Source organism: Burkholderia sp. BCC1998 (assembly GCF_905339875.1).
In the GTDB taxonomy this organism is placed as follows: domain Bacteria; phylum Pseudomonadota; class Gammaproteobacteria; order Burkholderiales; family Burkholderiaceae; genus Burkholderia.
This window is the reverse complement of the sequence record NZ_CAJPHE010000008.1, coordinates 193,926-220,193: the sequence shown is the minus strand read 5'-3', so window position 1 is coordinate 220,193 and position 26,268 is coordinate 193,926. Positions and strand designations below refer to the sequence as shown.

The following is a 26,268-nucleotide window of genomic DNA, read 5'->3' as shown; positions in this document are numbered from 1 at the left end:
GATTACGGATCGGCGATCTTAGCGGCGCTCGCGCGGCGCCCAAAGTCGGATTCGTCACATGCTAACGGGGAGCAGGAATATGCACGGCGGCCCACGCTGGCCCGTGCTGCTCATCCCCGATATCGAGATAGGAAATGAAATCCCGAACGCATAATCCGATCGCATACCGCGATGAAAGCGTGCGACCGCATATTGTTGTCGGTCGAAAGCACGACGCTGTATGCCACCCGACCGTGAAATGTTCATCGGAGACCTCATGTTGAAAATCAAGGAACTACTGAAAACCCTCTCTACGTTCGAGCCTTACCGGCCGGCAAAAGCATTGTCGATGGAGCGAGCGCGGAAGGGCTCGATACTTCTGCTTGCTGGCGGCGGCATTTGTTTCCTGCTGCTCCTCTTGATGGTGGTATGGCACAAACTGGCGCCTGCAGAGTGGCAAAAGGCGCCGGCCTTGGCGCTCTATGCGTTCACCGTGGTCCTGAGCCTTCTCTCTCTCATCGTTGAGCCCATCGTCGGCGTCATGCAGATGTTTCGCTGGAAACAGGAAGCGCTGGATACGCTCATTCGCGAGATAGAGACTGATGAGAAAAACGCCCGGCTTCTGAACAGCTATGCCGACAACACACTGAAATACGCGCAGCATTGCCTGCAACTCAAGGTGAAGCGCCTCGACTCACGCGTCGTTTCATTCTTCGGCGGAGGTACGGCGGCCTATGCGCTTCTTGCCATCACGCTCACCAATATCAAAGATGCGGGCGGATTGCCGTGGCTGCGGAACACGCTGACTAACGGATTCGTCTCCGGAAACTTCAGCAATACGGCGATTCTCTGGGGTATCGCGCTGGTTTTCGGTCTGTCCGTCGGCTCGATGATGCTGAAGCGCGTCCAGTCGCGCTTCGCTTACCAACTCGAGCTAATCGAACTGACGCTGTTGCGGCGAACGTTGGAGAACGCGGAAAAGAACACACAGCGTTCAGCAGCGCTGTCGGGTGATCGTCCATAGCGCATCCACGCAAATGCATTTCGGAATCCGTTATTGGATCGCGCCGCCACGCGTTTTTATACTCGTCAGCACTCTCTGCTAAAGAGTGCCAGCCAATTTCGACACAACAGAACAGGACGGACAGATGAGCCTACGCCCCTTGCACGACCGGGTCATCGTGAAACGACTCGACCAGGAAACCACCACCGCCTCGGGCATCGTGATCCCCGACAGCGCCGCGGAAAAGCCCGACCAGGGCGAAGTGATCGCCGTCGGCCCCGGCCGCAAGGACGCGGACGGCCAGCGCATCGTGCCCGACCTGCAGGTCGGCGAACGCGTGCTGTTCGGCAAGTACGCGGGCCAGGCGGTCAAGGTGGACGGCAATGAATTCCTCGTGCTGCGCGAGGAAGACATCGTCGCGGTCGTCAATCAATAACGGAGTGCAAATCATGGCAGCGAAGGAAATCATTTTCAGCGACGTCGCACGTGCGAAGCTGACCGAAGGCGTCAACATTCTCGCGAACGCGGTGAAGGTCACGCTCGGGCCGAAGGGCCGCAACGTCGTGCTCGAACGCAGCTTCGGCGCACCCGTCGTCACCAAGGACGGCGTGTCGGTCGCGAAGGAAATCGAACTCGCGGACAAGCTGCAGAACATCGGTGCGCAGCTCGTGAAGGAAGTCGCGTCGCGCACCAGCGACGCCGCCGGCGACGGCACGACGACGGCCACCGTGCTCGCGCAGGCGATCGTGCGTGAAGGCCAGAAATACGTCGCGGCAGGGCTCAATCCGCTCGACCTGAAGCGCGGCATCGACAAGGCGGTGGCAGCGGCCGTCGACGAGCTGAAGAAGATCAGCAAGCCGACCACCACCAGCAAGGAAATCGCGCAGGTCGCGACGATCTCCGCGAACGGCGAGGAATCGATCGGCCAGCGCATCGCCGAGGCGATCGATCGCGTCGGCAAGGAAGGCGTGATCACCGTCGAGGACGGCAAGTCGCTCGCCGACGAGCTCGACGTCGTCGAAGGGCTGCAGTTCGACCGCGGCTACCTGTCGCCGTACTTCATCAACAACGCCGACAAGCAGATCGCCGAGATCGAGAACCCGTACATCCTTCTGCACGACAAGAAGATCTCGAACATCCGCGACCTGCTGCCGGTGCTGGAGCAGGTCGCGAAGTCGGGCCGTCCGCTGCTGATCATCGCGGAAGACGTCGAAGGCGAAGCGCTCGCGACGCTCGTCGTGAACAACATCCGCGGCATCCTGAAGACGGTCGCGGTCAAGGCGCCGGGCTTCGGCGATCGCCGCAAGGCGCTGCTGGAAGACATCGCGATCCTGACCGGCGGCCAGGTCGTCGCCGAGGAAACGGGCCTCACGCTCGAGAAGGCGACGCTCGCCGAACTCGGCCAGGCCAAGCGCATCGAGGTCGGCAAGGAAAACACGACCGTGATCGACGGCGCGGGCGACGCGAAGAACATCGAGGCGCGGGTGAAGCAGATCCGCGTGCAGATCGAGGAAGCGACCTCCGACTACGATCGTGAAAAGCTGCAGGAACGCGTGGCCAAGCTCGCGGGCGGCGTCGCGGTGATCAAGGTCGGCGGCGCGACCGAGATCGAAGTGAAGGAGAAAAAGGACCGCGTCGACGACGCGCTGCACGCGACGCGTGCGGCCGTCGAGGAAGGCATCGTGCCGGGCGGCGGCGTCGCGCTGATCCGCGTGCGGCAGGCGATCCGCGCGCTCAAGGGCGCGAACGCCGACCAGGACGCGGGCGTCAAGATCGTGCTGCGCGCGCTCGAGGAACCGCTGCGCCAGATCGTCACGAACGCGGGCGAGGAAGCGAGCGTGGTCGTCGCGAAGGTCGCGGAAGGCACGGGCAACTTCGGCTACAACGCGCAGACCGGCGAATACGGCGACCTCGTCGAGTCGGGCGTGCTCGATCCGACCAAGGTCACGCGCACCGCGCTGCAGAACGCGGCATCGGTCGCGGGGCTGCTGCTGACGACCGACGCGACCGTATTCGAAGCGCCGAAGGATGCGGTGCCGGCCGCGGTGCCGGGCGGCCCGGGTGCGGGCGGGCCCGGGTTCGATTTCTGACATCGCTGTGCGCGGCTGCCCGAACCGGGCAAGCGCGCTTCGATCCACGACGCGTGGCGGCATCGGTCGCCACGCGTTTTTTCATTCGCGAACGCCGCGCGCGCCGTCGTCAGAACATCTGGCGCAGGCCGATCGCGGCCCCGACGTTGTTGGTCCTGCCGATCTGGTCGACCTTGCCGGTGAGCCGGTTGGTGGCGCCCGGATAGTCGGCCGCGAACGCGCCGTTGCCGCGCGCGAAATCGACCGTGCCGTAGACCTCGGTGTGCTTCGACAGCGCATATTCGGCCAGCACGGTCGCCGAGTAGTTGATCCCGGAGCCGAGCGTGCCGTCGAGCCGCTCCGCATTGCGCGCGTGGCCGTAATAGCCGGCCACCGTGATCAGCAGCGGCGCGGTAGCCTGCCAGTTCGCGCCGACGTAGAACGTATCGTCGATACGATTCGGGCTGCCGCCACCGAGCGTGGGCGCGCCGGCCTGCTGCATGTTGAAGTCGGTCGTGCCCGTCTTGTCCTGCCCGTGCAGCCAGCCGGCCAGCAGGCGCACGGACGGCGTGACCTGGTATGCACCGCTCACGTGCAGGAAGTTCACCTTCGCGCCGTTGACCGCACTGCCGTTCACGGACGATACCGAGGTCTGCTGGAAGCCGGCGTTGATCGACGCGGGCCCTTGCGCGTAGGTCAGCTCGACACCGTACGTGCTGTCGAGACCCATCGCACCGGCATGATTGCCGAACCCGTAGATCGCATCGACGCTGAAGCCGTTGGTCGAGAACTCGTACTTCACCGAGTTCGCCACCGTCAGGTAGTTGCCGATGCCGTTGTACGCCCAGCTGTCCTGCCAGTAGTCGCCGACGGTCATCGGGTCGAACACGTCGCCCATCGTGTCGTACAGCGGCGCGTACTGGTTGCCGAAGGTCAGCGAGCCGTACCGGTCGCTCGCCAGGCCGACGTACGCCTGCCGGCTGAACAGCGTGTTCGCGACGTGCAGCCTGCCGTCGCCGAGCTCGAAGCCGTTCTCGAGACGGAAGATCGCCGCGAGGCCGCCGCCGAGATCCTCGCTGCCGCGCAAGCCCCAGCGGCTGTGCGTTTCCGGGCCGACCGTCATGCCGACCAGGTCCCGGCCGTCGGGGCCGGCGTTCGTCTGATAGCGGATCGCCGTATCGACGAGGCCATACAACGTGACGGAACTCTGCGCAAAGGCGGGTGATGCCGCTGCTACGGCGAACACCGCGCCGACACCACCGGATACGACGATGCGGTTCATGAAAGGCCTCCCTGAGCAATTGATTTTGTAAGCAGTCCGACAGCATTTGCGGCCGGCGGACGGTACTGCGCTCGGGAGAATAATCGGTCATATTCGCGACACCTATTGCCGATTCCGGATTGCACCTTTCCAACGCGCTCAACAATGGCGGCGGCGGGCGGCGCACGCTCGCCGGCCGGTGCCGAAACGACCGCGCGGCGCCATCGACGGCACGCCGGGGTAAGATGAACGCTCCTTCCGCCGCTTCGCCGCCCGCGCCATGTCGACCACCATCAACACCCTGCTGCCGCTCGCCGGCGTCCTGCTGCTCAGCGTGGCCAGCCCCGGCCCGAACTTCGTGATCGTCACGTCCACCGCGCTCGCGCAGCGCCGCGCCGGCGTGATGACCGGGCTCGGCCTCGCCGCCGCATCGGGCACCTGGGCCGCGATCGCGATTGCCGGCGTCGGCCTGCTCGTGACCCACGTCGCCTGGGTGCACACCGCGCTGCGACTGGCAGGCGCCACGTACCTGATCTGGCTCGGCCTGAAGATGGTGCTGAGCGCACGCAAGCCGCTCGCCGTGTCCGCGCCGCCCGCGTCCTCCGGCTGGCAGGCCGCGAAGAAGGGCTACGTGGTCAGCATGACGAACCCGAAATCCGTCGCGTTCTACGGCAGCATCTTCGCGTTGATGGTGCCGGCGCATACGCCGGTGTGGCTCGATCTCACGGTCGTCGTGCTGTCGATCGGGATTTCGGGCGCGTGGTACTGCGCGATGGCGCTGCTCGCATCGCATCCGTCGGTGCGCCGGCTGCTGATCCGGCGCAAGGCCGTGCTCGACACGACGGCCGGGCTGCTGCTGATGGGGCTCGGCGGGCGCATGCTGGCCGGGCGCTGAGCGCCGTCGCGCTGCCGCATCGCCACGAAAAAAGGCCGCTTGCGACGCCCCGTTGCCGGGAGTCGCAAGCGGCCTTTCCGCATGCCGCGCGCCTCAGCGCCGTGCCGCCAGCCTTCTCACGACGCTCACGAGCGCATCGACCTCATCGCACGTGTTGTAGAACGCCAGCGACGGCCGCACCGTCGCCTCGAGCCCGAAGCGCCGCAGGATCGGCTGCGCGCAGTGATGCCCGGAGCGCACCGCGATACCCTCTTCGTTCAGCGCCTGCCCGACTTCCTCGGTCTCATAGCCCTTCAGCACGAACGACAGCACGCTCGCCTTGTCGCGCGCGGTGCCGACGAGCCGCACGCCCGGCACCGGCGCGAGCACGCTCGTCGCATACGCGAGCAGGTCGTGCTCGTAACGCGCGATGTTCTCGATGCCGACGCGGCTCACATAGTCGAGCGCCGCGCCGAGCCCCACCGCGTCCGCGATGTTGCCGGTGCCGGCTTCGAACCGGTTCGGCGGCGGCTGGAACACCGTGCGCTCGAACGTCACGTCCGCGATCATGTTGCCGCCGCCCTGCCAGGGCGGCATGTCGTCGAGGATCGCGCGCTTGCCGTACACGACGCCGATGCCGGTCGGCCCGTAGATCTTGTGCCCGGAGAACACGAAGAAGTCCGCATCGAGCGCCTGCACGTCGACGCGCATGTGCGAGATCGACTGCGCACCGTCGACCAGCGCCTTCGCGCCCGCGCGATGCGCGAGTTCGACGATCTCCTTCACCGGCACGACCGTGCCGAGCGCGTTCGACACCTGCGTGACGGACACGATCCTGGTGCGGTCGTTGAGCAGCTTCCGGTATTCGTCGAGCAGCACCTGCCCCGAATCGTCGACCGGAATCACGCGCAGCTTCGCGCCTTTGAGTGCGGCAAGCTGCTGCCACGGCACGATGTTCGCGTGATGCTCGAGGTTCGACACGATGATCTCGTCGCCTTCGCCGACGTTCTGCACGCCCCACGACTTCGCGATCAGGTTGATCGCCTCGGTGGTGCCGCGCACGAACACGATCTCGTCCGGCGACGACGCGCCGATGAAGCGCTGCACCGTTTCCCGCGCATGCTCGTACGCATCCGTCGCACGGCCGGCCAATGCATGTGCCGCGCGATGAATGTTCGAGTTCTCGTGCGCATAGAAATACGCGAGTCGGTCGATCACGGCCTGCGGCTTGTGCGTCGTCGCCGCGTTGTCGAACCAGACGAGCTGCTTGCCGTTCACGCGCTCCTGCAGGATCGGGAAATCGCGGCGGATCGCGTTCACGTCGAACGGCGGGTGTGCGCCGCGATACAACTGACCTTGCGGCTCGGCCGCGCGCGTATCGTCGATGAAGTAACGCGGCACCTCGCCGCCCGATGCGCGCGACACCGGCACGTCGCGCTGCACGGCGAGCAGTTCGCGCAGCGCATCGTCGCCCGGCAGTCCGAACGCTTCCGGCGACGCGAGGCCGTTCGACGGCACGACGATGTCCTGCGGCGTCGCCTGCCAGCCCTGCCGCGAGCCGTCGGTGAAGTAAAACGGCGACGCGGCCGGCGCGGCCTGCACCGCGCCCTCCGACACCGCCGCCTGCGCCTGCGGCACGCCGAGCGCCGCGCCGCCGACGCGCGGCTCGAACGCGGGCGCGATCGACACTGCGTTGTCGGGCAGCCCGTTCTGCGCGGCCGCGTGCGGCGCGAGCGCGGGCACGCGATTGCCGAGCGACAGCACGTGCGTCGGCGCGGACGGCGCGAGGTTCGTGCCGGGCGCCTTGCCTTGCGGCAGCGCGAGGCCCGGCACGCCGGTGCCCGTGCCGCCCGGCCCCGCGAGCGGCGAGCCGCCCGGCGCCGGATTGCTCACCGACGCGAGGATCGGCGCGGCAGCCGGCAGCGCCGACGGCACGCCGCCGACCGCCCCGCTGCCCGCCGACAGCCCGGGCGCGGTGGCCTGCCCGGGCGGCGTCGCGAAGAACTCGGACGCGAGCCGCGCGAGCGCCGCCGGGTCGGGCAGGCCGGCCGGCAGCGGCGCGTGCGGCAACGCGAGCGCGTCGCTGCCGGCCGAGCCGGGATTAACGGTAGGTGTCGGGATAGTCATGGTACTTGGCGATTTCGACGTCATCGAGGACAGCCAGCGCATCCGGCGAATGGACCGCGAGCGAGCAGTACAGCGAGATCAGGTACGACGCGATCGCCTGGTTGTTGATCCCCATGAAGCGCACCGACAGGCCCGGCCCCTGCTCGCCCGCGACGCCCGGCTGATAGAGGCCGACCACGCCCTGGCGCTTGTCGCCGACGCGCAGCAGCAGGATCTTGGTCTTGCCGTCGGCGACCGGCACCTTGTCCGACGGGATCAGCGGAATGCCGCGCCACGTGAGGAACTGCGAGCCGAACAGGCTGACCGTCGGCGGCGGCACGCCGCGCCGCGTGCATTCGCGGCCGAACGCGGCGATCGCGAGCGGGTGCGTGAGGAAGAACGCCGGTTCCTTCCATACCTTGGTCAGCAGTTCGTCGAGGTCGTCCGGCGTCGGCGCGCCCGTCAGCGGGAAAATCCGCTGTTCGTCGGTCACGTTCGCGAGCAGCCCGTAGTCCGGGTTGTTGATCAGCTGGCTTTCCTGCAGTTCCTTGATCGTCTCGATCGTCAGGCGCAGCTGTTCCTTGATCTGGTCATGAGGACTGCTATAGAGATCGGAGATCCGTGTATGCACGTCGAGCACCGTGCTCACCGCGTTCAGGAAATACTCGCGCGGCTGTTCCTCGTACGGCACGAAGGTCTGCGGCAGCACGCTTTCGTCCTCGAGCTGCGTGCACGCGGCGCGCACGGCTTCCGGGTTCTTCACCTGGTTCAGGCGGTAGATGCCGGCCTCGACCGGCACCCACTGCAGCAGATGGGTCAGCCAGCGCGGCGTAATCGTGGAAAGCTGCGGGACGGTCTTGGTAGCGTTCGCTAGTTGGCGGGCGGCGTGATCGCTCAGCGCGGCCGTGCCGCTTGCAACGGTCGACATGTGTGGCTCCGGGTTCTTAAGATGAAAAACGGGATTGCTTATGACGCTGGGTGATTATCGGAAGCACGCACCTGCCGGCTCAACATGCTATAGCCGTCACGCGGACCACCGAACGGGAAAGGAAGCGGAATGCGTCAGGCGACGGACACGCCGGGCAACAGCGTCGAGATCGACACGTCGAACGCGCGCGCGATCTTGTCGGCGGTGACGATCGAGGCGATCGCCTCGCCGCGCTCGATCTCGCCGACGTACGAGCGGTTCAGCCCCGCGTGTTCGGCGAGCTGCTCCTGCGACCACGTGCGCGCCTCGCGCAGCTTGCGCACGTTGGCGCCGAAGTGCTGGATCAGGTCGCTCATGTCGTCACCTGTGCGTCGGGCACCGGCTCGGCCGGCTCGCTCCGCGCGCGCGGCGCGGCATTCGCCTCGCTGCGCAGCACGGCCTGCGTGATGTTCGCGCCCGCCGGCACGTCCTGCGTGAGCCACACGTTGCCGCCGATCACCGCGCCGCGGCCGATCGTCACGCGGCCGAGGATCGTTGCGCCCGCATAGATCACCACGTCGTCCTCGACGATCGGATGGCGCGCGAGCCCCTTCTCCAGATGACCGGCCGCATCGCGCGGGAAGCGCTTCGCGCCGAGCGTGACGGCCTGGTACACGCGCACGCGCTCGCCGATGATCGCGGTCTCGCCGATCACGACACCCGTGCCGTGGTCGATGAAGAAGCCGCCGCCGATCCGCGCGCCCGGGTGAATGTCGATGCCGGTTTCCGCATGCGCCTGCTCGGCGATGATCCGCGCGAGCAGCGGCAGCCCGAGCCGGTACAGCTCGTGCGCGAGCCGGTGGTGGATCATCGCGAGAATGCCGGGATAGCACAGCAGCACTTCGTCGACGCTGCCCGCCGCCGGATCGCCGTGGAACGCGGCCAGCACGTCGCTGTCGAGCAGCCGGCGGATGTCGGGCAGGCGTGCCGCGAAGGCCTGCACGGCCGTGGCGGCCGCTTCGTCGATCTGCGCGTCGGCGTTGCGTTGCCGCGCCGCGTAGCGCAGCTCGAGCGTCACCTGCGCAAGCAGCGCGTTCAGCGCCGCGTCGAGCGCGTGGGCCACATAGAAGTTCTCGCTCTCCTGCCGCAGGTCGGGCGGCCCGAGCCGCATCGGGAACAGCACGCCCTTGAGCGCGCCGATGATCTGTGCGAGCGCCTCGCGCGCCGGCAGGTCGCGCCCGCCCGGTTCGAGCGAGCGCCGCTGCTTCTCGCGCCACGCGCGGCGCACGGTCTGGAGCGACTGAACGATGTCGTCGATATCGAATGCGGCCATGCTGACTTCTCCCCGTAACGGCCGTGACTCAGTCCTGCGCCCACGGCAGGCCGCGATGGCGCCAGCCGTTGCTGCCGCCGCGATGCTGTTGTTCGTCGAGGTCGCCCTCGAACCCTTCGAGCACGTTGAATACCTGCGTGAAGCCACCTTTGGCCGCGGCCTCGGCTGCCTGCGCGGAGCGGTTGCCGCTGCGGCAGAGCAACAGCACGACCGCGTCCTTGCCGGTCTTCGCTTCCAGTTCGCGCACGAAGCGCGGGTTGCGCGTCAGGCTCGTGCCGGTCGCCCACGGCACGTGCAGCGACTCCGGCACGTGGCCGACGAATTTCCGTTCTTCCGCGGTGCGCACGTCGACCAGCAACGCGTCGCCGGCGGAAAAGAGCGCCCACGCGGCTTCCGGCGCCACGCCGCCCGCGTACGGCGTGCCCGCCGCTGCGGCCGCCGCGCGGGCGTCTTCGAGCGCCTGCTGGGCGGCGGTTCGTTCTTCCAATGCAAACGTCATCACGCTTCCTTGTTCTCGCAGATTCGTATGATCAAACATGCCGGGAATGCGGCCGGTGCAGCTTGCGTGCTGTCTATAGCCGTCAGCCCCACTATGCGAGCGCGCTCGGGGAAGCAGAACCAATAAAAATTCATTTCCTAATCAGCAGCGCGTGAAATGCAATAGCAGACGCGCGCGATTGGTGAGGATTCGTGCGGAGGACGGGGAGCGAGGGCCGTTCGATGTCGCGCATCGAAGTTTTTTGAAAGGATCGGCGGCGGCGAAGCCGGGAACGATGCCGCACGCGACGCGCGCCGCACGTCGTGATGGAATCCGCGATGGAATCGTGCGCCGGGTCGAACGGCGCACGCTTCAATGAATCGGCGAACGGCAGGCGGCCGGCGCGGTGCATCGCCGACGCACCACGCCCGTCATCGCATCAGCGGCCCGGATCGACCGGCTGCTGCCGGACACACCATCCTCGGCCTTGAGGTGCGAGCAGTCACCGCAAGTGCACGGGATTCGGTAAACGAAGGACCGGTGACGTCGGTGCCCGGACACCTCGCCTTCTCGTTGTCGCGCGGTATGCGCGACGGCGTCGCCGACCGCATCGAGCTCGCACGCGCCGCGCGGCCATTCGTCGACGTCGCGGACCTCGCGCGCCGCGCGCGGCTCGATCGGCACAACCCGCAGGTGCTCGCGCGCGCGAACGAACTTTGCTCACTCGCGGGCGGCAACCGACACGCGTCGCTCTGGCTGGCCGTCGCCGCGGTCCCTGATCGGGATCTTCTGCGCGGTACGGAACGCGACGACGCGGTGCCGGCGCTACCGCAAGCATCCGAAGGCACAAAGATCGTGGCAGACTATCGCGCGATGGGATTCACGCTCGGCCGGCATCCGCTGGCGCTGCTGCGCGGTCGTCCATGCGAATGCGGACTTGCTAGTAGCCGATAGTGAAGCGCGCTCGCTCGTGTGCAGGTTTCTCCAGTTCGTCGACCAGCGCAACCGCATAGTCCTCGAAGGAGACCCAGCTTTTGCCTTGCTCGTCTACGACGAGGTCATCGCCGCCAAGACGGAACTTTCCCGTGCGCACGCCCGGATCGATCTGCATCGGCGGGCTGAAATAAGTCCAGTTGATATCCGACGCTCTCAACGCCGCAAATGCCTTGACATGAGAGGTCGCGATCGGAACCGCCTTCTCGGGCCAGTGCCCGGATTCCAGCACTGTCACGCCCGGCGAAAACCACAGCGAGCCGCATCCGCCCGCCATGAGGAGGCGGGGGACGCCAGTCTTGCGTACAGCGGCAATCGCTCGCTCGATCACGTGGGCCAGTTGATCCGTGTAACTCACGTCGCTAAAGAAACGTGCGTCCTCCTTCGGAGGTCCGAATGCGCTGACCACTGCATCGGCTCCGGCGATGATCTCTGCAATTCGATCAGCGCTGCTCAGGTCGTCGCGCACGGTATGGATGCTGTTGGGCAGCTTGTCCGGAGTACGCGCGACTGCGGTGACTTGATGACCGCGGCTGATCAGTTCGCTGAGGACCGTGCGGCCAACCTGGCCGGTGGCGGCAAGAACGACGACTTTCATATTCAATGTCCCTTGAGGATTGGCATTTCTGTTGGTTGAATGGCGGAAAGATTCACGACGCCGGTAGTGCCGTGAACCTCGACGTCACTCCGTATGGCCCGCCGTTTCCAGCACGGGGTAATCGACATAACCTGCTGCACCGCCGCCATAGAAAGTCGCACGGTCATAGCGGCTGAGCGGCGCACCACGCCTGAGGCGCGCAGGCAGGTCGGGATTCGAGATGAACTGCCTGCCGAACGCCACCGCGTCCGCTTGCCCGGAACGGATGGCCTCGTCCGCCGACTCCGCGGTGAATCCGCCGGCGAGGATCAGGGTCTTCGGCCAGAAGAGGCGAAGCTCGCTGACTGATTGAGGGGTATCGATCTCCAGCCCGGCGCTCGTACTACGTGCCTCGATCAAACTGACGTAAGCGATGCCGAGCTTGCTCAGGCGCGTGAGCACGTGCCCGTAAAGCGCGATCGGATCAGAATCGCCTACGTCGTTGAATCTGCCGAACGGTGACAGACGAACCCCGATGCGATCGGCGCCCCAGATCTCGATCAACGCTTGCGTGATCTCGACGAGCAGCCGAGCCCGGTTCTCGACCGAACCTCCGTAAATGTCGGCGCGCTTGTTAGAGCTATCGTCCAGAAACTGCTGCAACAGGAGGCCGTTCGCGCCGTGAATTTCCACACCATCGAAACCGGCTGCCATGGCGTCGCGCGCGCCTTCGCGCCAGGCTTCGATGATCCCGGGAATTTCGTCCAGCTCCAGTGCACGCGGTATCTCGTAAGGCACCGACTTCCATTCCGGGGTCAGCGCGGTTAGACCAGTGATCGCGATCGCCGGTGGTGCAATAGGAAGTTCGCCGTTCGGTTGGAAGCTCGAATGCGACGCCCGCCCGGTATGCAACAGCTGCAGAAAGATGATGCCTCCCTTGGCATGTACTGCATCAGTCACTTTCCGCCAGCCAGCCACCTGTTCCGTGGAATGAATACCGGGGGTTGCAGGGTAACCCTGTCCATCGGGCGTGACTTGCGTGGCTTCGGCAATGATGAGGCCGCCTTCGGAAGCACGTTGGCCGTAGTACTCGGGGGCGAGCTGATTCGGAACATTCCCGGCACCAGCTCGCATGCGTGTGAGCGGAGGCATCACGACACGGTGGGCCAGCTTGTAGCGTCCGACTTTAAGCGGCGTGAATAGTGATAACAGGGACATTAGAAGGTCCTTTGCACGTGGCATCGGCAACGTATAGCGAAAACACGACTATCTCTGATAGGCGAGTAAGTGGCGCCATCACGGTGCGATTGGATGATTCAGCCGTCTCTGGATCATCTACATGATTAGCATTGCTAATACAACTGCCGTGAGATGATTTAGAAAAACCCTGCTCATACGGGGGCATCAAGCGTAGCGGCGTCGCCCCCTTTGAGAAGCGGCGAAGACCTCCCAGAAACTGAAAGCGAAGAAGGCCCGCAAGTTTCCCGACGCGCCAGACCGGACAGCTTGCTGGCCCGCCAGCGCGATAGGCGACGCCATCGCCTATCGCTACGTCAGGGAGCTTGCCTTACTGCTGGACTGCGCGACGAGCTCCCGTCCGGGAACGTGTGGTTGCCTGGCCTGCGCCGGCGCGCTCAACCGGTGCCGGCTCGCAGGTCGTGAAGAACTCGACGAGACCAGTGGCGACGGCAGCGGGATTCCTGCCCGGCAAGTCGTGGCCTGCACACGGAATCGACACCGTGTCGATTTCTGGAATCCACTGCTGCATTAGATCGGCGCCCTCAAAGAACACCGGCAATGTATCGCTGCCGCGCATCGACAGCACCGGGTGTCGAATATCTTTCAGGCCTTCGGTTGTGATACTCCAGCGCAGCATGGCCCCGAGTTCGACCTGAAAGTACGTGTCGATATCGGATACCGCGCGATCGAACGCACCCGCAGGCAGGGCGCCGTCGGTGAATCGCCGGTAGTCCTGTCCATACGCGCCTGCCAAGACCATGTCCGCGGCCGCAGCTTTGTCTCCTGAGTCGTAGATCTCGCGGACAGTCGTCGTCCATTCCGCGAACTGCTCCCCGGACGGTACCAATGACCCGAGCGGCGGCTCCAGCAATGCCAGCGTCCGCACTCTGCTCGGGGCATCGATCGCCATCTGCAATGCGATGCCTGCGCCAAAGGAATGCCCTGCCACGTGCGCCGACGCAATGCCCAGGTGATCCAGTAAGGCGATGCAGTCACCAGCCCACTCTTGCATCGTCATGCCCGCAACAGCGCGTGAGCTACCGGCGTAGCCGCGGCGCCGGTAATGGACGATCTGGAAATTCTCCGCGATTCCGGCCTGCTCGATCACAGGCACGAATCCATCCGACAGAATCGCACCGTGGATAAATACCACCGGCGCCCCGGATCCGCGGACATCGTATTCGACGTCCGCGCCGTTCAGTTCTACTCGTTCCATTCGCGGCGCTCCAGTCATTTTCCAAGAGCTTGTGCGATGAGAAGTGTGTCGGCGGTCTGCTGCAGGCGCGCGACTTTTCCGTCTCGAATTGTCCAGAAATGGGCGAATCGGGATTGCGCCCTTCGGCCCTTCTTCGAAAGGGCGAAATAGTGTCCGAGAACGATCACGTGATCGCCCGACTCGAAGAACTCGTCGCCTTTCGCGTAGAACTCGTCGAAGTCGGCCATGAACGGAAAGAAGCCATTGACGGTCTTGTCAAGACCGCGATAGACGCCACCATTGGGAAATCCTTCGGCAATATCCCACTCGGCGTCATCCGCCAGGAGCGACTTGAAAGCATTCACGTCTCCCATGGCACCATACAACTTCCGGATGAGAGCAATCTGCGATGTATCCGACATACGAACCTTCCTTAGGTTGATGTTGATGGCCCACTCGAGCCTCAGGTTGACTCCGGCCGATTTACGCTGGCCGGAGCACTCCGACACAAAGAAAATCACAAGCTCGCTAAACAAGCTCCCCCAACGCCGTCACCTCGTACCCTCGCAATTCGCCTTCTCCCGAGCGAACCTTTTCCACCCAGTGCGGATCAGAAATCAAAGCCCGGCCGACCGCGACCAAATCGAACTCGCCCCGATCCATCCGCTTGACGAGCGCATCCAGTCCCACGCTAGTCGATTTTTCTCCTGAAAAGGAGCTCATAAATTCGCCTGAAAGCCCAACCGACCCAACGCTGATCGTGGCGGCACCGGTCAACTTCTTCGCCCAGCCGGCGAAGTTAAGCCCCTCGTCCCCATCGACTTCGGGAAACTCCGGCTCCCAGAAGCGCCGTTGCGAGCAATGCAGTACATCCGCGCCGGCGGCCACGAGCGGTTCCAGCCACTGCGCCATTTCCTCTGGCGTGCGTGCCAGACGCGCTGAGTAGTCCTGCTGTTTCCACTGGCTCAATCGAATAACGATCGGGAAACCAAGGCCCACTGCCTCGCGGACAGCCGCAATAATTTCCGCCGCAAACCGCGCCCGCTCGCCAATGCCTGGTCCGCCGTATGCGTCCGTCCGAAGGTTGGTGCCCGCCCAGAAAAACTGATCGATCAGATAGCCATGTGCGCCGTGCAGTTCGACCGTGTCGAAACCGAGCCGTTTGGCCTCGCTGGCTGCCTTGGCGAAAGCGGCGATGGTGTCGGCAATGTCGGCATCGCTCATTGCCACGCCGCGCTGGACCTCGGGCGCATCGAAGCCAGAGGGACTTTCCACCGGCACGTTCGGCGTCCATTCGGTCTGAAAACCCTTCACCGCGCCCGTGTGCCACAACTGTGGCCCCATCTTGCCGCCAGCGTCATGCACCGAGTCGATCACACCTTGCCAACCGGCTAACGCCGCTTCGCCGTGGAACGAAGGAACATCGGGGTCGTTGCGGGACGCGGGCCGGTCGACTACGGTGCCTTCGGAAATGATCAAGCCGACGCCGCCTTCGGCACGGCGCCGGTAGTAAGCGGCATTCGCTGGCCCCGGCACACCGTGGGGGGCGAAGGAGCGGGTCATGGGAGCCATGACGATCCGGTTCGGTAGCGTAAGCGAACCGACCGAGAAGGGCCGAAACAGGATTTCGGTAGATGCGGGCATGAGTTGAGCCGTCCGGTGAGGAAACCAGGCTCGATGGTATACTTCGGAAACTTAGTGTCAATAACGCACTTTTCTTCTACTAGGGATATTCGAGGTAACCATGTCCGCTGAGCTTGAGCGTTTTCCGGCCGCTTGTCCGACACGCCTTCTGTTTGACCAGATATCCGACAAGTGGTCGATGATGGTCCTCACGGTGCTGGATAGCGGGCCGTTGCGTTTCAACGCGATCAAGCGGCATCTGGAGGGCGTGAGCCAGAAAGCACTGACGCAATGTCTGCGTCGGCTCGAGCGAAACGGACTTGTTTCCCGCACGGTGATACCCATTTCGCCGGTGGCCGTCGAATACGAGATCACGCCTTTGGGGCGTGCGCTGCAACGGCCCCTCAAGGCGCTCCATGACTGGATGCTCGAACATCTCGGCGAATTCGATACCGCCCGCGAAGTGTTCGATGCACGCGTGGCGTCGCAGCCGCAAGATTGACGGCAAACACGCCTGAACCCGTGCTGCGCAAGTACTGACAGATTTCTTGCGGTCTATGTTGACGCTGGCTGAGCGTTCGGGGAAGGTGGCCACGCCGACATGGCAATGTCAATCATGCGATCGAGCGCGTCGGCACTTGCGCCGGCTTGCGGCAAATTCACAATTGAATGCAAGACCCCGAGGTAAAGCCACGCGAGTGCGTCAACGCACGTGTCGTTCGGCAACTCGCCATTCGTGATCCCATCGCGCAAGAGGCCTGCAAGCATCTCGTACTGAAGCTCCGCACTTGCTCGCGCAGCTGCCTTTCCGTCCGCTGTGAGATCCACCATTTCGGCGCAACTTCGCGATATCAGGCAACCCGCTGGACGTTTCCGGTCGGGGTGCGCAGGCAAGTAGGCCCGTAAGATCCCTTCGAGACGCCCCCGCACCGTATCTGCTTCTACTCCGTTCATCCGACTGAGCACTCGCTTTGTGTACGCTGCAAGCGCCTCCCGGAAGAGACCGTCCTTGTCACCGAATCTTTGGTAGAGGCTGGAGCGGGATAGGCCCGTCGCCTCGGTAAGGTGATTGATTGATGCCGCTGCATAGCCGTGGCGCCAAAAGACCTTCATGGCCGCATCGATTACGGCCGCTTCGTCGAATTGCGGCTTTCCGCTCATGGAGTCCTCAGGAACAGCTTGACAATCTGGAACGATAGTTCCAACATTCTTGTACCGTTCATTCCATGATACATCAAGGGACTCGTCATGACCGTCGGTTCACCCGTCACGTCTCAGCGTCCACGTATCGCAATCGCCGGAGCCACCGGCCGCGTCGGTTCGTCGCTGATCAGCCTCCTTGCCTCAGAGTCGGTCGACGTCGTCGCTTTGACCCGCACGCTCGATGCACTTCATTTGCCACCGGGAGTGAACGCAGCCAGAGTGGACTTCAGCGAACCGAGTACGCTCGTCGATGCGCTTCAAGGTACGGAGCGTCTGTTTGTCTCACATGGCACATCATTGCAGCAGGTGGCAAACGAAGTCGCGCTGATTGACGCCGCCGTTGCTTCGGGGGTTCGTCACATCGTCAAGCTTTCGTCCTTTGGGCCTCCGACCCATTTGAACCCGATGGCGTGGCATATGCAAATTGAGGAGCATCTGGCCAGACAAGCCGTGGCCTCGACAACACTGCGACCATCCACATTCATGGACGTTCTCAAACGGTCTGCCGCTGCTATCGCCTCAGATTCGTGGGCGGGTGCTGCCGGTAATGGACGGGTCAATTTCATCGATACGCGCGACGTTGCGAGAGTGGCACGCATTGCTTTGCTTGAGCACGTCGAACCCGAGTCCCAGCGGGTTTATCACCTCACGGGTTCGCGTGCCATGACGATGCATGAAATTGCGGACGAACTTTCGCAGCTGCTAGGTCGCAATGTCATTTACGGGAAGCGGACACTCGAGCAGCAGCGAGAGGTTCTACTGGCGGAAGGGTCGCCCGCATACGTCGCGGATTTGCTTGTCGGTCTGGACCAGGTGTTCCGTGACTCCGCAATGAGTGAAACAACCACGACTGTCCAGGAGGTGACGGGGGAAGCTCCATTGCCCCTGACCCGGTGGCTCGCCGAAAACATCTCCATTTTCAAGAAGTAGATTTGCCACACACGTGCTCTGTCTGAATGTCAATTGGTGACGGGGACACGGCAAAAGGGTCGGGGGTTCACTCGACGCTAGAGGCTGACTTCTGCTACGGCACACTCGGCCTGCAAGTGTAGATATAGCGTTCAGGCCACCTGTTATCCGGGGTAAGAAGGTGTCGCTAACATCATCGTGCAATTGGGAGCTGCGCCGCGTTCGGAATAACCTCGCATCAAGGACGGTATCTCGTAGGAGTTTTTGCCAGGCACGCGCACCAGGTTCCGGGCACGGCCGACCCTATCCTGACTTTTGAAAACGGGCGTTCCATTCGCGAGGTGGTCGTGGTGGACATTCGACATAGCTTCTCCATTTTGGCGAGCGATCAATGGACACGTTTCAATGCATGCGCATCTTTGTAAAGGTCGCGAACGATGGGGGTTTTTCTTCGGCGGCCAAGCGACTCAGCATGACTACGCCCTCCGTTTCACGCGCCGTCAGTCAACTCGAAACACATCTGGGTAGCCGGCTGTTAAACCGGACGACGAGGCGTGTTGTCCTGACGGAGGCGGGCGAGCGTTACCTGCGCCGATGCCTGGAGATCCTCTCGAACCTTGATGACGCGGAATCCGAGGCGCGCTTAGCAACGGTACATCCCACCGGACGCCTGCGTGTTCACGCGCTTTCGAGCTTTGGCCATCGACTGGTGGTGCCCGCAATACTGAAGTATCAGCACCGGTTTTCCGAACTCGGAGTCGATGTCACGATGACCGGTGCCATTCCCGACATGATCGAGGAAGGCTATGACGCGTCGATTGTTCTCGCGCCGGAATTGCCAAGCTCCGGGTTGGTCAGTCTGAGGCTCGGGAGAATACGCGGCGTGGTGTGTGCGTCCCCGCGGTATTTGGCGAACCACGGCGCACCGGCAGTGCCGGAAGATTTGCGCGAACATCAGTGCCTGCAATTGACCACGTCCGTTTTTCCGTTTGATAAATGGGTACTCAGAGGCGCCGCCGACACGTTCCCAGTGGACATCGGTTCATCCCGCTTCACGGTCAATGCCATGGAGGCGCTGGAACTTGCGGTAGCAGGAGACCTTGGCATCGCGATCCTGCCCGCTGGCGTTGCGCTGCCCGGTTTGCGCTCGGGTGCACTGGTATGGCTTCTTCGGGGATATGAGGCGCAGCCCGTGAACGTCTACGCGTTGTATCAGTCCCGACGCTTTCTCGACGCCAAGATCCGGACGTTCATCGATCTCCTTCGCGAAGAGGTGCCGTCAATGTTGGAGGCGGACGAGCGTGCACTCACGATGCATGACGGATGTGCGCTCATGAACCATTCGAGATCCGGATGCCAATCACGATGCAACTTCGATTCTTGAGGAGCGGTGTCGCATACCCTGCGTTGACAGATTTCTCACTCAACTCCGTTCGTTAAAAAGACTCGTTTACCACCGAATGACTCCGGAAGTGCGCATGCTTTACCTCGCCAATTTCCTCTCGTTGTTAGGACTGGCTATCTACTTGGAACCAGGCATGCTCGCAACCGCGACGATTCTTTTAATGGGCTGCCATCACATTTCGACTTTCATGGGTTCGCTGCGTCGCTCGCGGTGCCGCGCGCATGGTGTACGAAAAATTCGTCATGCGGCACGGCCGTGAACGACCCAACGGCCACCGCAAACATCACTCGGAGTTAAATAATGTCTCTCATGAAGGCTCTCATTCTTTGTGTAAGCATCACCTTCGCTGCGGCAATTGTTCATGCGGACGAACCCACGCAAATCGAAAAGAACAAGGCGACCGTCGTCACCTTCTATAACGAGGCGCTGAACGACAAAGACGCAGAAGCGGCGATCGCTTTGATGGGTCCAACCTACACGCAGCACAATGCCCATATCGCGGATGGTAAGGAAGGATTCCGTCAATTCATGGCTGCTTTTAAGCAAAGGTACCCACAGTCGCATAGCCGCATCGTGCGCGTATTCGCCGACGGTGATTACGTCATCCTGCACGTCCATTTAGTAAGAGAGCCAGGTACGCGAGGAGAGGCCGTAATGGACATTTTCCGTTTGGATGAAGGCAAGATCGTAGAACACTGGGACGTTCTGCAGCCCATTCCTGAAAATATTCCTCACTCGAACACTATGCTCTGATCCAGAAGAATAAACATTCAAATCTGTTCAGGCCGGGAGTTACACTGATGGATTCTCGGCCTGGTGCGCTTCCACGACGACATCCGACCGCATGGCATCTGGATGAGCGATCGGTACGGAGAGGATAACAAAATATTGCGCGGCAAGCGTGTCAGGAAAGAGCTCGCAGTCTCGCACAAGCCGCCGAAAGCGGTTCAGCCAGCAACAGCCGCGCGGTAGATACACCAGGTAGCGCACGGCCAGTGGCTATCGACCACGTGGAAGGTTGGGGTACGCACCGCGACACTCTCTCTATGATTGCAATTAAGTAGCTACGTCTGACGAAAAGGCCATAGGACAAATCGGTAGAACGGCAGTGGGTTCTATATCGACGTTGATCTTCACCGTCACGGGCACACCGGCGAGCGGGCCCGGATCGTCGCCGCGGGCAATCGCGCGATCCAACTCGTCGGCCTGCCGGCGCACGTCGTCGGGACGATGCTCGACCACCGCGTTGATCGCCGGGTTCACCACTTCGAGGCGGGCCAGCGCGGCATCCGCCACTTCCCGCGCGGACACGTCGCGTTGCCGCTCGCGCTTCGCGATTTCGGTCGCCGACAGTCGCCAGAGTTGCTGCGTCATGAATTCTCCTCGTCAAGGGACTTCACAATCACCGACGGCGCCGCGCGTCACGCACGCCGCGCCGCCGCCTTCACTCACTGCGCATCCTGCTTCGCACGTTCCGCGGCCGCGATGATCGCGTCGGCCACGGCTTTCGGCTGGCTCAGCATCGCGACGTGGCTGCCGTTCACACGCGTGACCGTCGCGCCGATCCGCTTCGCCATCGCCTCCTGCAGCTTCGGATCGATCATCCGGTCCTGCGTCGCGACGACGAACGACGACGGCTTCGCATGCCACGCGGCCTGCGCGACCTTCTCCGAAATGCAGCCACCGTACCACGGCCCCTGCGTCGCCGCGACGACACGTTGCTGCGCGGGCGGCAGGTCCGGCGCGAAATCCTGTGCGATCGCCTTGTCCGACAGCGTCGCGAAACCGCCTGCATCGTTGCGCAACTCGCCGGCCCACGACGGTGCCGGCAGCCCCTGCGTGACGTCGGCGATCGACTGGCCGTTGTCCGGCGCGAACGCGGCGACGTAGACGAGCGACTTCACCTTGTCGTCGTTGCCCGCATCGCTGATCACGACACCGGCCCACGAATGGCCAACCAGCACGACGGGCCCCTTCTGCTCGTCGATCGCGCGCTTCGTCGCGGCGGCGTCGGCGGCGAGCGAGCTCAGCGGGTTCTGCACCGATACGACATGCAGGCCGCGCGCTTCGAGCAGCGGAATCACGCGGTTCCAGCTCGACCCGTCGGCGAACGCGCCGTGCACCAGCACGACGTTCGTGCCCTTCAGGTCTTCCTTGGGCGCCGCCTGCGCCGAGACCGCACCGAACAGCCCGCCGAGCACCGCCGCGGACACCAGAACCCGTTTCGTCAAACCGACCATCGTCATGCTCCTTTTCATCGTGTTGTGCATCTGAAGTGTTTCCGATGCGGCCGCGCCGCTCGTCTCCCGGGCGCGGCCGCGGATCACGAGTGCGCGTACAGATCGTCAGCGTCCGTGCGCGCGTTCCGTGCGGCGCGCTGGTCGGCCGCGGCGTAGCGGGAGGCTGGCGCCGACGCGGCAGCCACGTTGTCGTCCTGCGACTTCGACGGGCCATTCTGGTCGGAGCGCGCGACCTGCTGCGCTGCGATGACGTTCTGTGCGGCGGCGATATCGTCCGGGTAACGCGCGTCGCTGCCGGCCGGGTTGTAGCCGGCCTGCTCGAGCCGGACGAGGTCGGCGCGCACATCGGCGCGCGTGAGGCCGTGGCCGGCATCGGCGAACGACAAGACGGGGATCGAAGCGAGTACGGCGACTGCGAGGATTCGAGCGGCTTTCATGAGATTGCTCCTTGAAGGAAGGTGGGGGGTATCGATCACTCGGCATCCGGTGCGAACGCTTGGCACCGAACGTTTTCTGCATGTCGACAGTAGAACCCGCTCACGTATCCGGCTTGTTTCCGAAACTCGCCTTCAGTGCAATCCGATGTTTCCGGAGCCTCGATAGATACAGTGCGATACAAATCCGTCAGCATCGCAACGAACACACGGACGATAGCGATTCGAGCGCTTCCAGGTACGGACGCGATGTCGTGTGCAGTCGCGTCATGAGGCCAATTCGCCGGATGGTCGCCTGTCGGACGACAGCGGATCGCAAGGCCACACGCACTACGTCAACAACGAAGCCATGCGACCGATTCGGGCCTGAAACACATTCTGACAATCCGTGTCCGTTATCACGGGCTCCGCGCGGAGTTTTCGGGCGACCGCGTCTTTCACGCGCGCCGATTCAGTATGCTCGCCGCCTGATCACGTTTCCCTCTTGCTTCGGACACTTATCTTTTCATTCCGTGTCGGTCCGATGGTGGCGGAACGCATCCCGCATGTTGAGGAGTCTGGATGACCAATTCAATTTTCGATCCTCGATCGGAAGCGAAAACGCGCAATGACGAACCCGTCGCGCAGGCGGCTGCGCCGGACGTGCCCGCATCTCGGCCGGCACCGCCGCCGATCGTCGTCGGCCGCGTCGAAGGCGTGACGATGTTTGCGAAGAACACGCCGCTCATCTGTCTCAAGCAGATGCCCTTGCCCGGTATCGTGATCTTCGTGCATGGGGTGAATTCCGAAGGCGAATGGTTCGAGGCGTCGGAGGAAGGGCTGTGCAAAGGCCTGAACCGCAGGCTCGGGCGTCTGGACGATCAGATGATGTATCACGGTATCGATGCGGGACAATTGACGCCCGCGAAGTACACGGAGAGTGTGACGCCGGATGGGTTTCTGAACCCGAAGCTTTGGCCCGGCAGCTACGTTAAGCCCGAGCCATCGTTTTCGCCCGTCATACATTTCCGCTGGGGCTATCGCGCGACTGCTGCGGAACTGAAGGAGTACGGCGACAAGATCTTTCTCAACGAAAAAGACTATTGGGGCGGCGGCCCGTTCACCAACGGCTGTGCCAGCCTGCCCGATCTTTGGCACGGCGGTCTGGATGATCGAACGATGGGCTGGATGACCGTGCAAGGCATCAATCCGACCAACCGGCCGCTGTATCGCGCGCCGCCGCGTGCGTATGGCGTACTCGCCGCGTTGCGCTTGGCCAGGCTGATCGAGTCGATCCGAAGCATGCAGGCCGATGTCCCGATTACCGTCGTATGCCACAGCCAAGGAAATATCGTCGGCCTCACTGCGGCGTTCTTCGGCGACGCATTTCCCGATGTTGAAGATCCGTGGGGACGCACGGGCCACTGCGTGGCAGACGCCTATGTGCTGGCGAACGCACCATATAGCTTGGCGAACGCAGACGGCCCATACAAATCCGACACGTTCATGGATACCTGGTCGCAACGCGCGACGAAAGACGGCAGCGGCCGGCGTGGACGACAAACCTACGCTGCGCGCACGAAGACATTCGGCACATTCATGTCGATCATCGGTGCTCGAAAAGAGCATGAACTGCCCGCCGACAAGATCGATGAAGACATGGCGAACGAGCGGGTATCGCCGACGAGCAATCGGTCTTATGCGGCGCGAGAGGATCGCGCGAGGCACGGGCTGAATGAATCGACATATGGCCGCGTCACTGCATATTGCTGTCCGCACGATCAGGTGATTTCTGCGGTGACGGTTCAAGGGATTGGCTGGCGCGGCATCAGCAAGCACGAACTCGACGATATCGGGGCGGCAGGAGTCCTGACGCAGCGGGTCTTTGCTTCCGGTTTTCCGGTTGGCGTTCAGAAGCCGTACCGATACTGGGAAGACGATTGGCGACATGGCAAACAAGGAACGAAGCCGGGGTTCTGGTATCCGCCGTCGCCGCCGGCCAAGTTCAATCTGGTGGGTGCGATCAGAGGGAATGAGTCTGTGTTGGGCATGGCGGCGACGCTCGTGACTGCGCCACTCATGTTCGTCGTGACCGGCATCAGTTCGGCATTGAACATGCTCCGCGTGAACGCCGATCCGCCGAAGGGCTGGACAGTGGTGGCGGATGCCCCGGCGCTTGACGAACCTTTCCCGCCGAAGGCCTTGCGATTCGGCAAGTCAGTCGAGACCAGGGACGGCGACGCGATCAGTGACTTCAACGAAGGCAACGATCCGCCGGCCGCGTGGCGCGATGCGAGCAAGACCGATGCGGACAAGCGAGCCGACGACCCCTACGACCAGTACAAGGCAAAGAACGAGGACAGCATCGCCCAAGGTACGGCCGCAACCGAAGCCGGGCAGCGTTATGAGGACCGCGCGTTGATGCGAATGGAGGCACGTAGGACATTGAACACGGAGTGGCTAGACCGAGACGGCCACGTGATCGGCGAGGACGGCAAAAGCGCGATGCCCGATGGCTATAAGGATTGGCGCGACAAACAGATTGTCGATTGGCTCGATCGCGGCGCGACCAACAGCCCGACGAATCACTCCACGACGATGACCAACCCCGAGCATGCCGAAAAGGCGCTTGCGTATGACGTTGCGGTGGGCCTGTGCTACATCACGCCCGAACAACTCTACGACTTGCGCATCGAGGCGGATTGGAGAATGGGGGATGGGATTCCCCTGGAAAATCCAAATAAAAGGTACGCCGGCTATTTCGCGTCGGGAACGCTCGATAGAACGCCTCTCCCCGAATGGGCACATGCCGAAACAAGTGAAGGCAAGATTCCCGACGCGATCACGGACGAACGTGAAGGCGAATTTTTTCTCAAGGTCGGGGGAGTCGTATGAACACGCTGATTGGTACACGGCCGAGACGTATCGCCATTTCGATTTTGGCATGGCTGATCACAACCGTTCTGATCGCATCCCTAATGGCACACGTAGAACAACCCGACCCAGCGCATTTGGAAATAGGAGATTGGATGAAACGATTCTTTGTTGTACCCGGACTAGCTGCGCTCACGGTGTTTCTCTTCACCACGGCCGCGATGCGTTCCGCACAAGCAGCGCCTGTTAGAGAGCCGATGGCGAATGCAGCATCGACAGCCGAAGCACAGACGAGGCCATTCTTTGCACAAGTCGTCGGCCTGCTCTGGTTGAATCCACTACAACGGATGGACTATCCGACCGAATGGCAATTGTTGTGGACGCAAGGCCTTGCTGCACCGAACAACAATGACGATATGATTCGGACCGATCCGAAGTCTTTTACTACACTGCAACCGGTAGCGGGTATCGCATACGGCAACCACGGAACGGAAAGCTTCAAGGGCTTCTACGCCAAGTACGTCGACAAATTCATCCTTCTCCTGCGCGCCCGCTACTTTAGCAACGCAAAGTACTTCTACACCGTGAAATCCGATAGCCAGAAAGATTGGCGCGAACTCGCCGGCATACGCGTCGAAGCTGCCGTTCCGCCCCGACTTGATCCGGCCTTTGCCAAGTCGCGCATGATCGATCGGATGATGAACTTCTTCGAGATTGGGCCGCCATCACCGAAGACGCTTTGGAGCCGCGACACGCCTCCCGACGTGCAAATCACTCAGGGCGGCGCAAACGCCGGCTTCACATCGCTGAACAACGCGTTGGACTATTTACAGGCGAACCCCGACAAGACCGTATGGGCAATGAACTGGGACGCCCCGAACTTCCCGCCCACAGATGCGCAGATCAACGAGAACCTCGTCGTGCTTTTTCTCGCCGGCCCGAACTTCAACACCGAGCGCGAACCGCTCGCATGGATCGGCAAGGCCGCAACCGGCAACACGCACGATTTTTCGCCGAAGGTCGGCACGACGCGAACGGTGCAGGCATGGAAAGCCACGATCGACGAAGCAGCACGCAACGCCGGCGTCGCGGTTACGGACCTGAGTTACATCGTCCACGACGCAGGTGTACCCAACGACGCAGCGTCGTTACGCGTTGTCTCGCTCGCGCAGACCTTGACTGAAACCCTTCCGGAATACGACCCCAGGAATCAGACCTTCAACACGGCCGCCCTGCTCGGCGACATGGGAACCGGCAGCGCATTGACCGACGTCGCACTCGCAATCGGCCGGATCAACCACTTTGGCGGCAACGCCTTGGTCGCAGGCACGACCGACCCCGAGCACCCCGTCGCCGTCGTCGTCAGACCACCATCGAAGCTCACCCCGATCGATCCCGCCAAAGACTGGTTCCGCGCACGCGGCGGCAACAACGCGTACCTCCCCTGGTGGGGACGTCGACACGACACCGACTACGGCATGCAAGGCTATTCGTGGTGACGCAAACTACGCGGCGGCGCAATCGTTGACGACCGGGTTCGCTCGGCCGCTCCGCCGCGCCACCCGCAATTCGGCACCGGCGATCAGA

Annotated in this window: 25 protein-coding genes and 2 pseudogenes; 12 read left to right on the top strand and 15 right to left on the bottom strand. The window is 62.9% G+C overall.

Going from position 1 to position 26,268, the window contains the following annotated elements; genetic code table 11:
* Positions 1-256: 256 nt before the first annotated feature.
* From U5A56_RS16990 to groL, 3 genes are all read left to right on the top strand, one after another.
* A complete protein-coding gene (locus U5A56_RS16990; RefSeq protein ID WP_321923503.1) occupies positions 257-1,003 on the top strand; it encodes a hypothetical protein in 747 nt (248 codons plus the stop codon).
* A gap of 124 nt (positions 1,004-1,127) precedes the next feature.
* On the top strand, positions 1,128-1,418 hold the full coding sequence (locus U5A56_RS16985) for a co-chaperone GroES (protein ID WP_011356207.1): 291 nt from the start codon (positions 1,128-1,130) through the stop codon (positions 1,416-1,418).
* Positions 1,419-1,431: 13 nt separating this feature from the next.
* A complete protein-coding gene (groL, locus tag U5A56_RS16980) occupies positions 1,432-3,072 on the top strand; it encodes a chaperonin GroEL (protein WP_321923501.1) in 1,641 nt (546 codons plus the stop codon).
* Between the two features lie 109 nt (positions 3,073-3,181).
* Here the strand turns inward: groL and U5A56_RS16975 are convergent, their stop codons facing one another.
* Positions 3,182-4,333, bottom strand: a complete 1,152-nt coding sequence (locus tag U5A56_RS16975; protein ID WP_321923499.1) for a porin — start codon at positions 4,331-4,333, stop codon at positions 3,182-3,184.
* Positions 4,334-4,592: 259 nt separating this feature from the next.
* Between U5A56_RS16975 and U5A56_RS16970 the strand changes: the two genes are divergently transcribed.
* Positions 4,593-5,207 (top strand): LysE family translocator, encoded by a 615-nt coding sequence (locus U5A56_RS16970; RefSeq protein WP_321811074.1) that lies wholly within the window; start codon positions 4,593-4,595, stop codon positions 5,205-5,207.
* 93 nt (positions 5,208-5,300) lie between these two features.
* Here U5A56_RS16970 and U5A56_RS16965 read toward each other — a convergent pair whose 3' ends face one another.
* The 5 genes from U5A56_RS16965 to U5A56_RS16945 form a co-directional block, all read right to left on the bottom strand.
* Positions 5,301-7,313, bottom strand: coding sequence for a family 2A encapsulin nanocompartment cargo protein cysteine desulfurase (locus U5A56_RS16965; protein WP_321796423.1), 2,013 nt, complete (start codon positions 7,311-7,313; stop codon positions 5,301-5,303).
* Complete coding sequence (locus tag U5A56_RS16960; RefSeq protein ID WP_034205507.1) at positions 7,288-8,220, bottom strand: family 2A encapsulin nanocompartment shell protein; 933 nt, start codon at positions 8,218-8,220, stop codon at positions 7,288-7,290. The genes U5A56_RS16965 and U5A56_RS16960 overlap by 26 nt, the downstream gene beginning before the upstream one ends.
* A 134-nt stretch (positions 8,221-8,354) precedes the next feature.
* On the bottom strand, positions 8,355-8,576 hold the full coding sequence (locus U5A56_RS16955) for a helix-turn-helix domain-containing protein (RefSeq protein ID WP_044849007.1): 222 nt from the start codon (positions 8,574-8,576) through the stop codon (positions 8,355-8,357).
* A complete protein-coding gene (gene epsC / locus U5A56_RS16950) occupies positions 8,573-9,532 on the bottom strand; it encodes a serine O-acetyltransferase EpsC (RefSeq protein WP_044849008.1) in 960 nt (319 codons plus the stop codon). Before epsC ends, U5A56_RS16955 begins: the two co-directional genes overlap by 4 nt.
* 28 nt (positions 9,533-9,560) lie before the next feature.
* Positions 9,561-10,031, bottom strand: coding sequence for a rhodanese-like domain-containing protein (locus U5A56_RS16945; RefSeq protein WP_044849009.1), 471 nt, complete (start codon positions 10,029-10,031; stop codon positions 9,561-9,563).
* Positions 10,032-10,511: 480 nt separating this feature from the next.
* On the opposite strand from U5A56_RS16945, the pseudogene U5A56_RS16940 reads away from it, so the two are divergent.
* Positions 10,512-10,931, top strand: a pseudogene (locus tag U5A56_RS16940) (error-prone DNA polymerase); the annotation flags it as partial.
* A 19-nt stretch (positions 10,932-10,950) separates the two neighbouring features.
* Here the strand turns inward: U5A56_RS16940 and U5A56_RS16935 are convergent.
* The 5 genes from U5A56_RS16935 to U5A56_RS16915 form a co-directional block, all read right to left on the bottom strand.
* Positions 10,951-11,601, bottom strand: coding sequence for an NAD(P)-dependent oxidoreductase (locus tag U5A56_RS16935; RefSeq protein WP_039321441.1), 651 nt, complete (start codon positions 11,599-11,601; stop codon positions 10,951-10,953).
* Between the two features lie 84 nt (positions 11,602-11,685).
* Positions 11,686-12,798: an alkene reductase gene (locus tag U5A56_RS16930; RefSeq protein ID WP_321923493.1), complete on the bottom strand. Its 1,113-nt coding sequence runs from the start codon at positions 12,796-12,798 to the stop codon at positions 11,686-11,688.
* 349 nt (positions 12,799-13,147) lie between these two features.
* Positions 13,148-14,035, bottom strand: a complete 888-nt coding sequence (locus U5A56_RS16925) for an alpha/beta hydrolase (protein WP_321923492.1) — start codon at positions 14,033-14,035, stop codon at positions 13,148-13,150.
* A gap of 14 nt (positions 14,036-14,049) precedes the next feature.
* Positions 14,050-14,436: a nuclear transport factor 2 family protein gene (locus tag U5A56_RS16920; RefSeq protein ID WP_321923490.1), complete on the bottom strand. Its 387-nt coding sequence runs from the start codon at positions 14,434-14,436 to the stop codon at positions 14,050-14,052.
* Positions 14,437-14,542: 106 nt separating this feature from the next.
* Positions 14,543-15,658, bottom strand: a complete 1,116-nt coding sequence (locus U5A56_RS16915) for an NADH:flavin oxidoreductase (protein ID WP_321923488.1) — start codon at positions 15,656-15,658, stop codon at positions 14,543-14,545.
* A gap of 100 nt (positions 15,659-15,758) precedes the next feature.
* On the opposite strand from U5A56_RS16915, the gene U5A56_RS16910 reads away from it, so the two are divergent.
* On the top strand, positions 15,759-16,139 hold the full coding sequence (locus tag U5A56_RS16910) for a helix-turn-helix domain-containing protein (protein ID WP_321923486.1): 381 nt from the start codon (positions 15,759-15,761) through the stop codon (positions 16,137-16,139).
* 53 nt (positions 16,140-16,192) lie between these two features.
* Here the strand turns inward: U5A56_RS16910 and U5A56_RS16905 are convergent, their stop codons facing one another.
* Positions 16,193-16,750 (bottom strand): TetR/AcrR family transcriptional regulator, encoded by a 558-nt coding sequence (locus U5A56_RS16905; RefSeq protein WP_321923588.1) that lies wholly within the window; start codon positions 16,748-16,750, stop codon positions 16,193-16,195.
* Positions 16,751-16,885: 135 nt separating this feature from the next.
* On the opposite strand from U5A56_RS16905, the gene U5A56_RS16900 reads away from it, so the two are divergent.
* The 4 genes from U5A56_RS16900 to U5A56_RS16885 all read left to right on the top strand — a co-directional run bounded on the left by U5A56_RS16900 (position 16,886) and on the right by U5A56_RS16885 (position 19,907).
* Positions 16,886-17,770, top strand: a complete 885-nt coding sequence (locus U5A56_RS16900; protein ID WP_321923484.1) for an NmrA family NAD(P)-binding protein — start codon at positions 16,886-16,888, stop codon at positions 17,768-17,770.
* Between the two features lie 370 nt (positions 17,771-18,140).
* Positions 18,141-19,133: a LysR family transcriptional regulator gene (locus tag U5A56_RS16895; RefSeq protein WP_321923483.1), complete on the top strand. Its 993-nt coding sequence runs from the start codon at positions 18,141-18,143 to the stop codon at positions 19,131-19,133.
* A 94-nt stretch (positions 19,134-19,227) separates the two neighbouring features.
* A complete protein-coding gene (locus tag U5A56_RS16890) occupies positions 19,228-19,413 on the top strand; it encodes a hypothetical protein (RefSeq protein ID WP_321923482.1) in 186 nt (61 codons plus the stop codon).
* 50 nt (positions 19,414-19,463) lie between these two features.
* On the top strand, positions 19,464-19,907 hold the full coding sequence (locus U5A56_RS16885) for a nuclear transport factor 2 family protein (RefSeq protein WP_415749159.1): 444 nt from the start codon (positions 19,464-19,466) through the stop codon (positions 19,905-19,907).
* A gap of 366 nt (positions 19,908-20,273) precedes the next feature.
* Here the strand turns inward: U5A56_RS16885 and U5A56_RS16880 are convergent.
* The 3 genes and pseudogenes from U5A56_RS16880 to U5A56_RS16870 form a co-directional block, all read right to left on the bottom strand.
* Positions 20,274-20,528, bottom strand: a pseudogene (locus U5A56_RS16880) (amidase family protein); the annotation flags it as partial.
* 74 nt (positions 20,529-20,602) lie between these two features.
* Positions 20,603-21,394: an alpha/beta fold hydrolase gene (locus U5A56_RS16875; RefSeq protein WP_044849026.1), complete on the bottom strand. Its 792-nt coding sequence runs from the start codon at positions 21,392-21,394 to the stop codon at positions 20,603-20,605.
* Positions 21,395-21,477: 83 nt separating this feature from the next.
* Positions 21,478-21,831 carry a DUF4148 domain-containing protein gene (locus U5A56_RS16870; protein ID WP_124487737.1) on the bottom strand — a complete coding sequence of 118 codons (354 nt, stop codon included), beginning with the start codon at positions 21,829-21,831 and terminating at the stop codon, positions 21,478-21,480.
* Positions 21,832-22,389: 558 nt separating this feature from the next.
* Here U5A56_RS16870 and U5A56_RS16865 point away from each other — a divergent pair.
* Positions 22,390-24,702, top strand: a complete 2,313-nt coding sequence (locus U5A56_RS16865) for a hypothetical protein (protein ID WP_321923480.1) — start codon at positions 22,390-22,392, stop codon at positions 24,700-24,702.
* Positions 24,703-24,836: 134 nt separating this feature from the next.
* Positions 24,837-26,180, top strand: a complete 1,344-nt coding sequence (locus U5A56_RS16860; RefSeq protein ID WP_321923479.1) for a virulence factor — start codon at positions 24,837-24,839, stop codon at positions 26,178-26,180.
* Positions 26,181-26,268: the final 88 nt, after the last annotated feature.

Coding starts and splice junctions, on each gene's coding strand:
- U5A56_RS16990 (WP_321923503.1), top strand. CDS start 257: ATGTTGAAAATCAAGGAACTACTGAAAACCCTCTCTACGTTCGAGCCT.
- U5A56_RS16985 (WP_011356207.1), top strand. CDS start 1,128: ATGAGCCTACGCCCCTTGCACGACCGGGTCATCGTGAAACGACTCGAC.
- groL (WP_321923501.1), top strand. CDS start 1,432: ATGGCAGCGAAGGAAATCATTTTCAGCGACGTCGCACGTGCGAAGCTG.
- U5A56_RS16975 (WP_321923499.1), bottom strand. CDS start 4,333: ATGAACCGCATCGTCGTATCCGGTGGTGTCGGCGCGGTGTTCGCCGTA.
- U5A56_RS16970 (WP_321811074.1), top strand. CDS start 4,593: ATGTCGACCACCATCAACACCCTGCTGCCGCTCGCCGGCGTCCTGCTG.
- U5A56_RS16965 (WP_321796423.1), bottom strand. CDS start 7,313: ATGACTATCCCGACACCTACCGTTAATCCCGGCTCGGCCGGCAGCGAC.
- U5A56_RS16960 (WP_034205507.1), bottom strand. CDS start 8,220: ATGTCGACCGTTGCAAGCGGCACGGCCGCGCTGAGCGATCACGCCGCC.
- U5A56_RS16955 (WP_044849007.1), bottom strand. CDS start 8,576: ATGAGCGACCTGATCCAGCACTTCGGCGCCAACGTGCGCAAGCTGCGC.
- epsC (WP_044849008.1), bottom strand. CDS start 9,532: ATGGCCGCATTCGATATCGACGACATCGTTCAGTCGCTCCAGACCGTG.
- U5A56_RS16945 (WP_044849009.1), bottom strand. CDS start 10,031: ATGACGTTTGCATTGGAAGAACGAACCGCCGCCCAGCAGGCGCTCGAA.
- U5A56_RS16935 (WP_039321441.1), bottom strand. CDS start 11,601: ATGAAAGTCGTCGTTCTTGCCGCCACCGGCCAGGTTGGCCGCACGGTC.
- U5A56_RS16930 (WP_321923493.1), bottom strand. CDS start 12,798: ATGTCCCTGTTATCACTATTCACGCCGCTTAAAGTCGGACGCTACAAG.
- U5A56_RS16925 (WP_321923492.1), bottom strand. CDS start 14,035: ATGGAACGAGTAGAACTGAACGGCGCGGACGTCGAATACGATGTCCGC.
- U5A56_RS16920 (WP_321923490.1), bottom strand. CDS start 14,436: ATGTCGGATACATCGCAGATTGCTCTCATCCGGAAGTTGTATGGTGCC.
- U5A56_RS16915 (WP_321923488.1), bottom strand. CDS start 15,658: ATGCCCGCATCTACCGAAATCCTGTTTCGGCCCTTCTCGGTCGGTTCG.
- U5A56_RS16910 (WP_321923486.1), top strand. CDS start 15,759: ATGTCCGCTGAGCTTGAGCGTTTTCCGGCCGCTTGTCCGACACGCCTT.
- U5A56_RS16905 (WP_321923588.1), bottom strand. CDS start 16,750: ATGAAGGTCTTTTGGCGCCACGGCTATGCAGCGGCATCAATCAATCAC.
- U5A56_RS16900 (WP_321923484.1), top strand. CDS start 16,886: ATGACCGTCGGTTCACCCGTCACGTCTCAGCGTCCACGTATCGCAATC.
- U5A56_RS16895 (WP_321923483.1), top strand. CDS start 18,141: ATGGACACGTTTCAATGCATGCGCATCTTTGTAAAGGTCGCGAACGAT.
- U5A56_RS16890 (WP_321923482.1), top strand. CDS start 19,228: ATGCTTTACCTCGCCAATTTCCTCTCGTTGTTAGGACTGGCTATCTAC.
- U5A56_RS16885 (WP_415749159.1), top strand. CDS start 19,464: ATGAAGGCTCTCATTCTTTGTGTAAGCATCACCTTCGCTGCGGCAATT.
- U5A56_RS16875 (WP_044849026.1), bottom strand. CDS start 21,394: ATGGTCGGTTTGACGAAACGGGTTCTGGTGTCCGCGGCGGTGCTCGGC.
- U5A56_RS16870 (WP_124487737.1), bottom strand. CDS start 21,831: ATGAAAGCCGCTCGAATCCTCGCAGTCGCCGTACTCGCTTCGATCCCC.
- U5A56_RS16865 (WP_321923480.1), top strand. CDS start 22,390: ATGACCAATTCAATTTTCGATCCTCGATCGGAAGCGAAAACGCGCAAT.
- U5A56_RS16860 (WP_321923479.1), top strand. CDS start 24,837: ATGAAACGATTCTTTGTTGTACCCGGACTAGCTGCGCTCACGGTGTTT.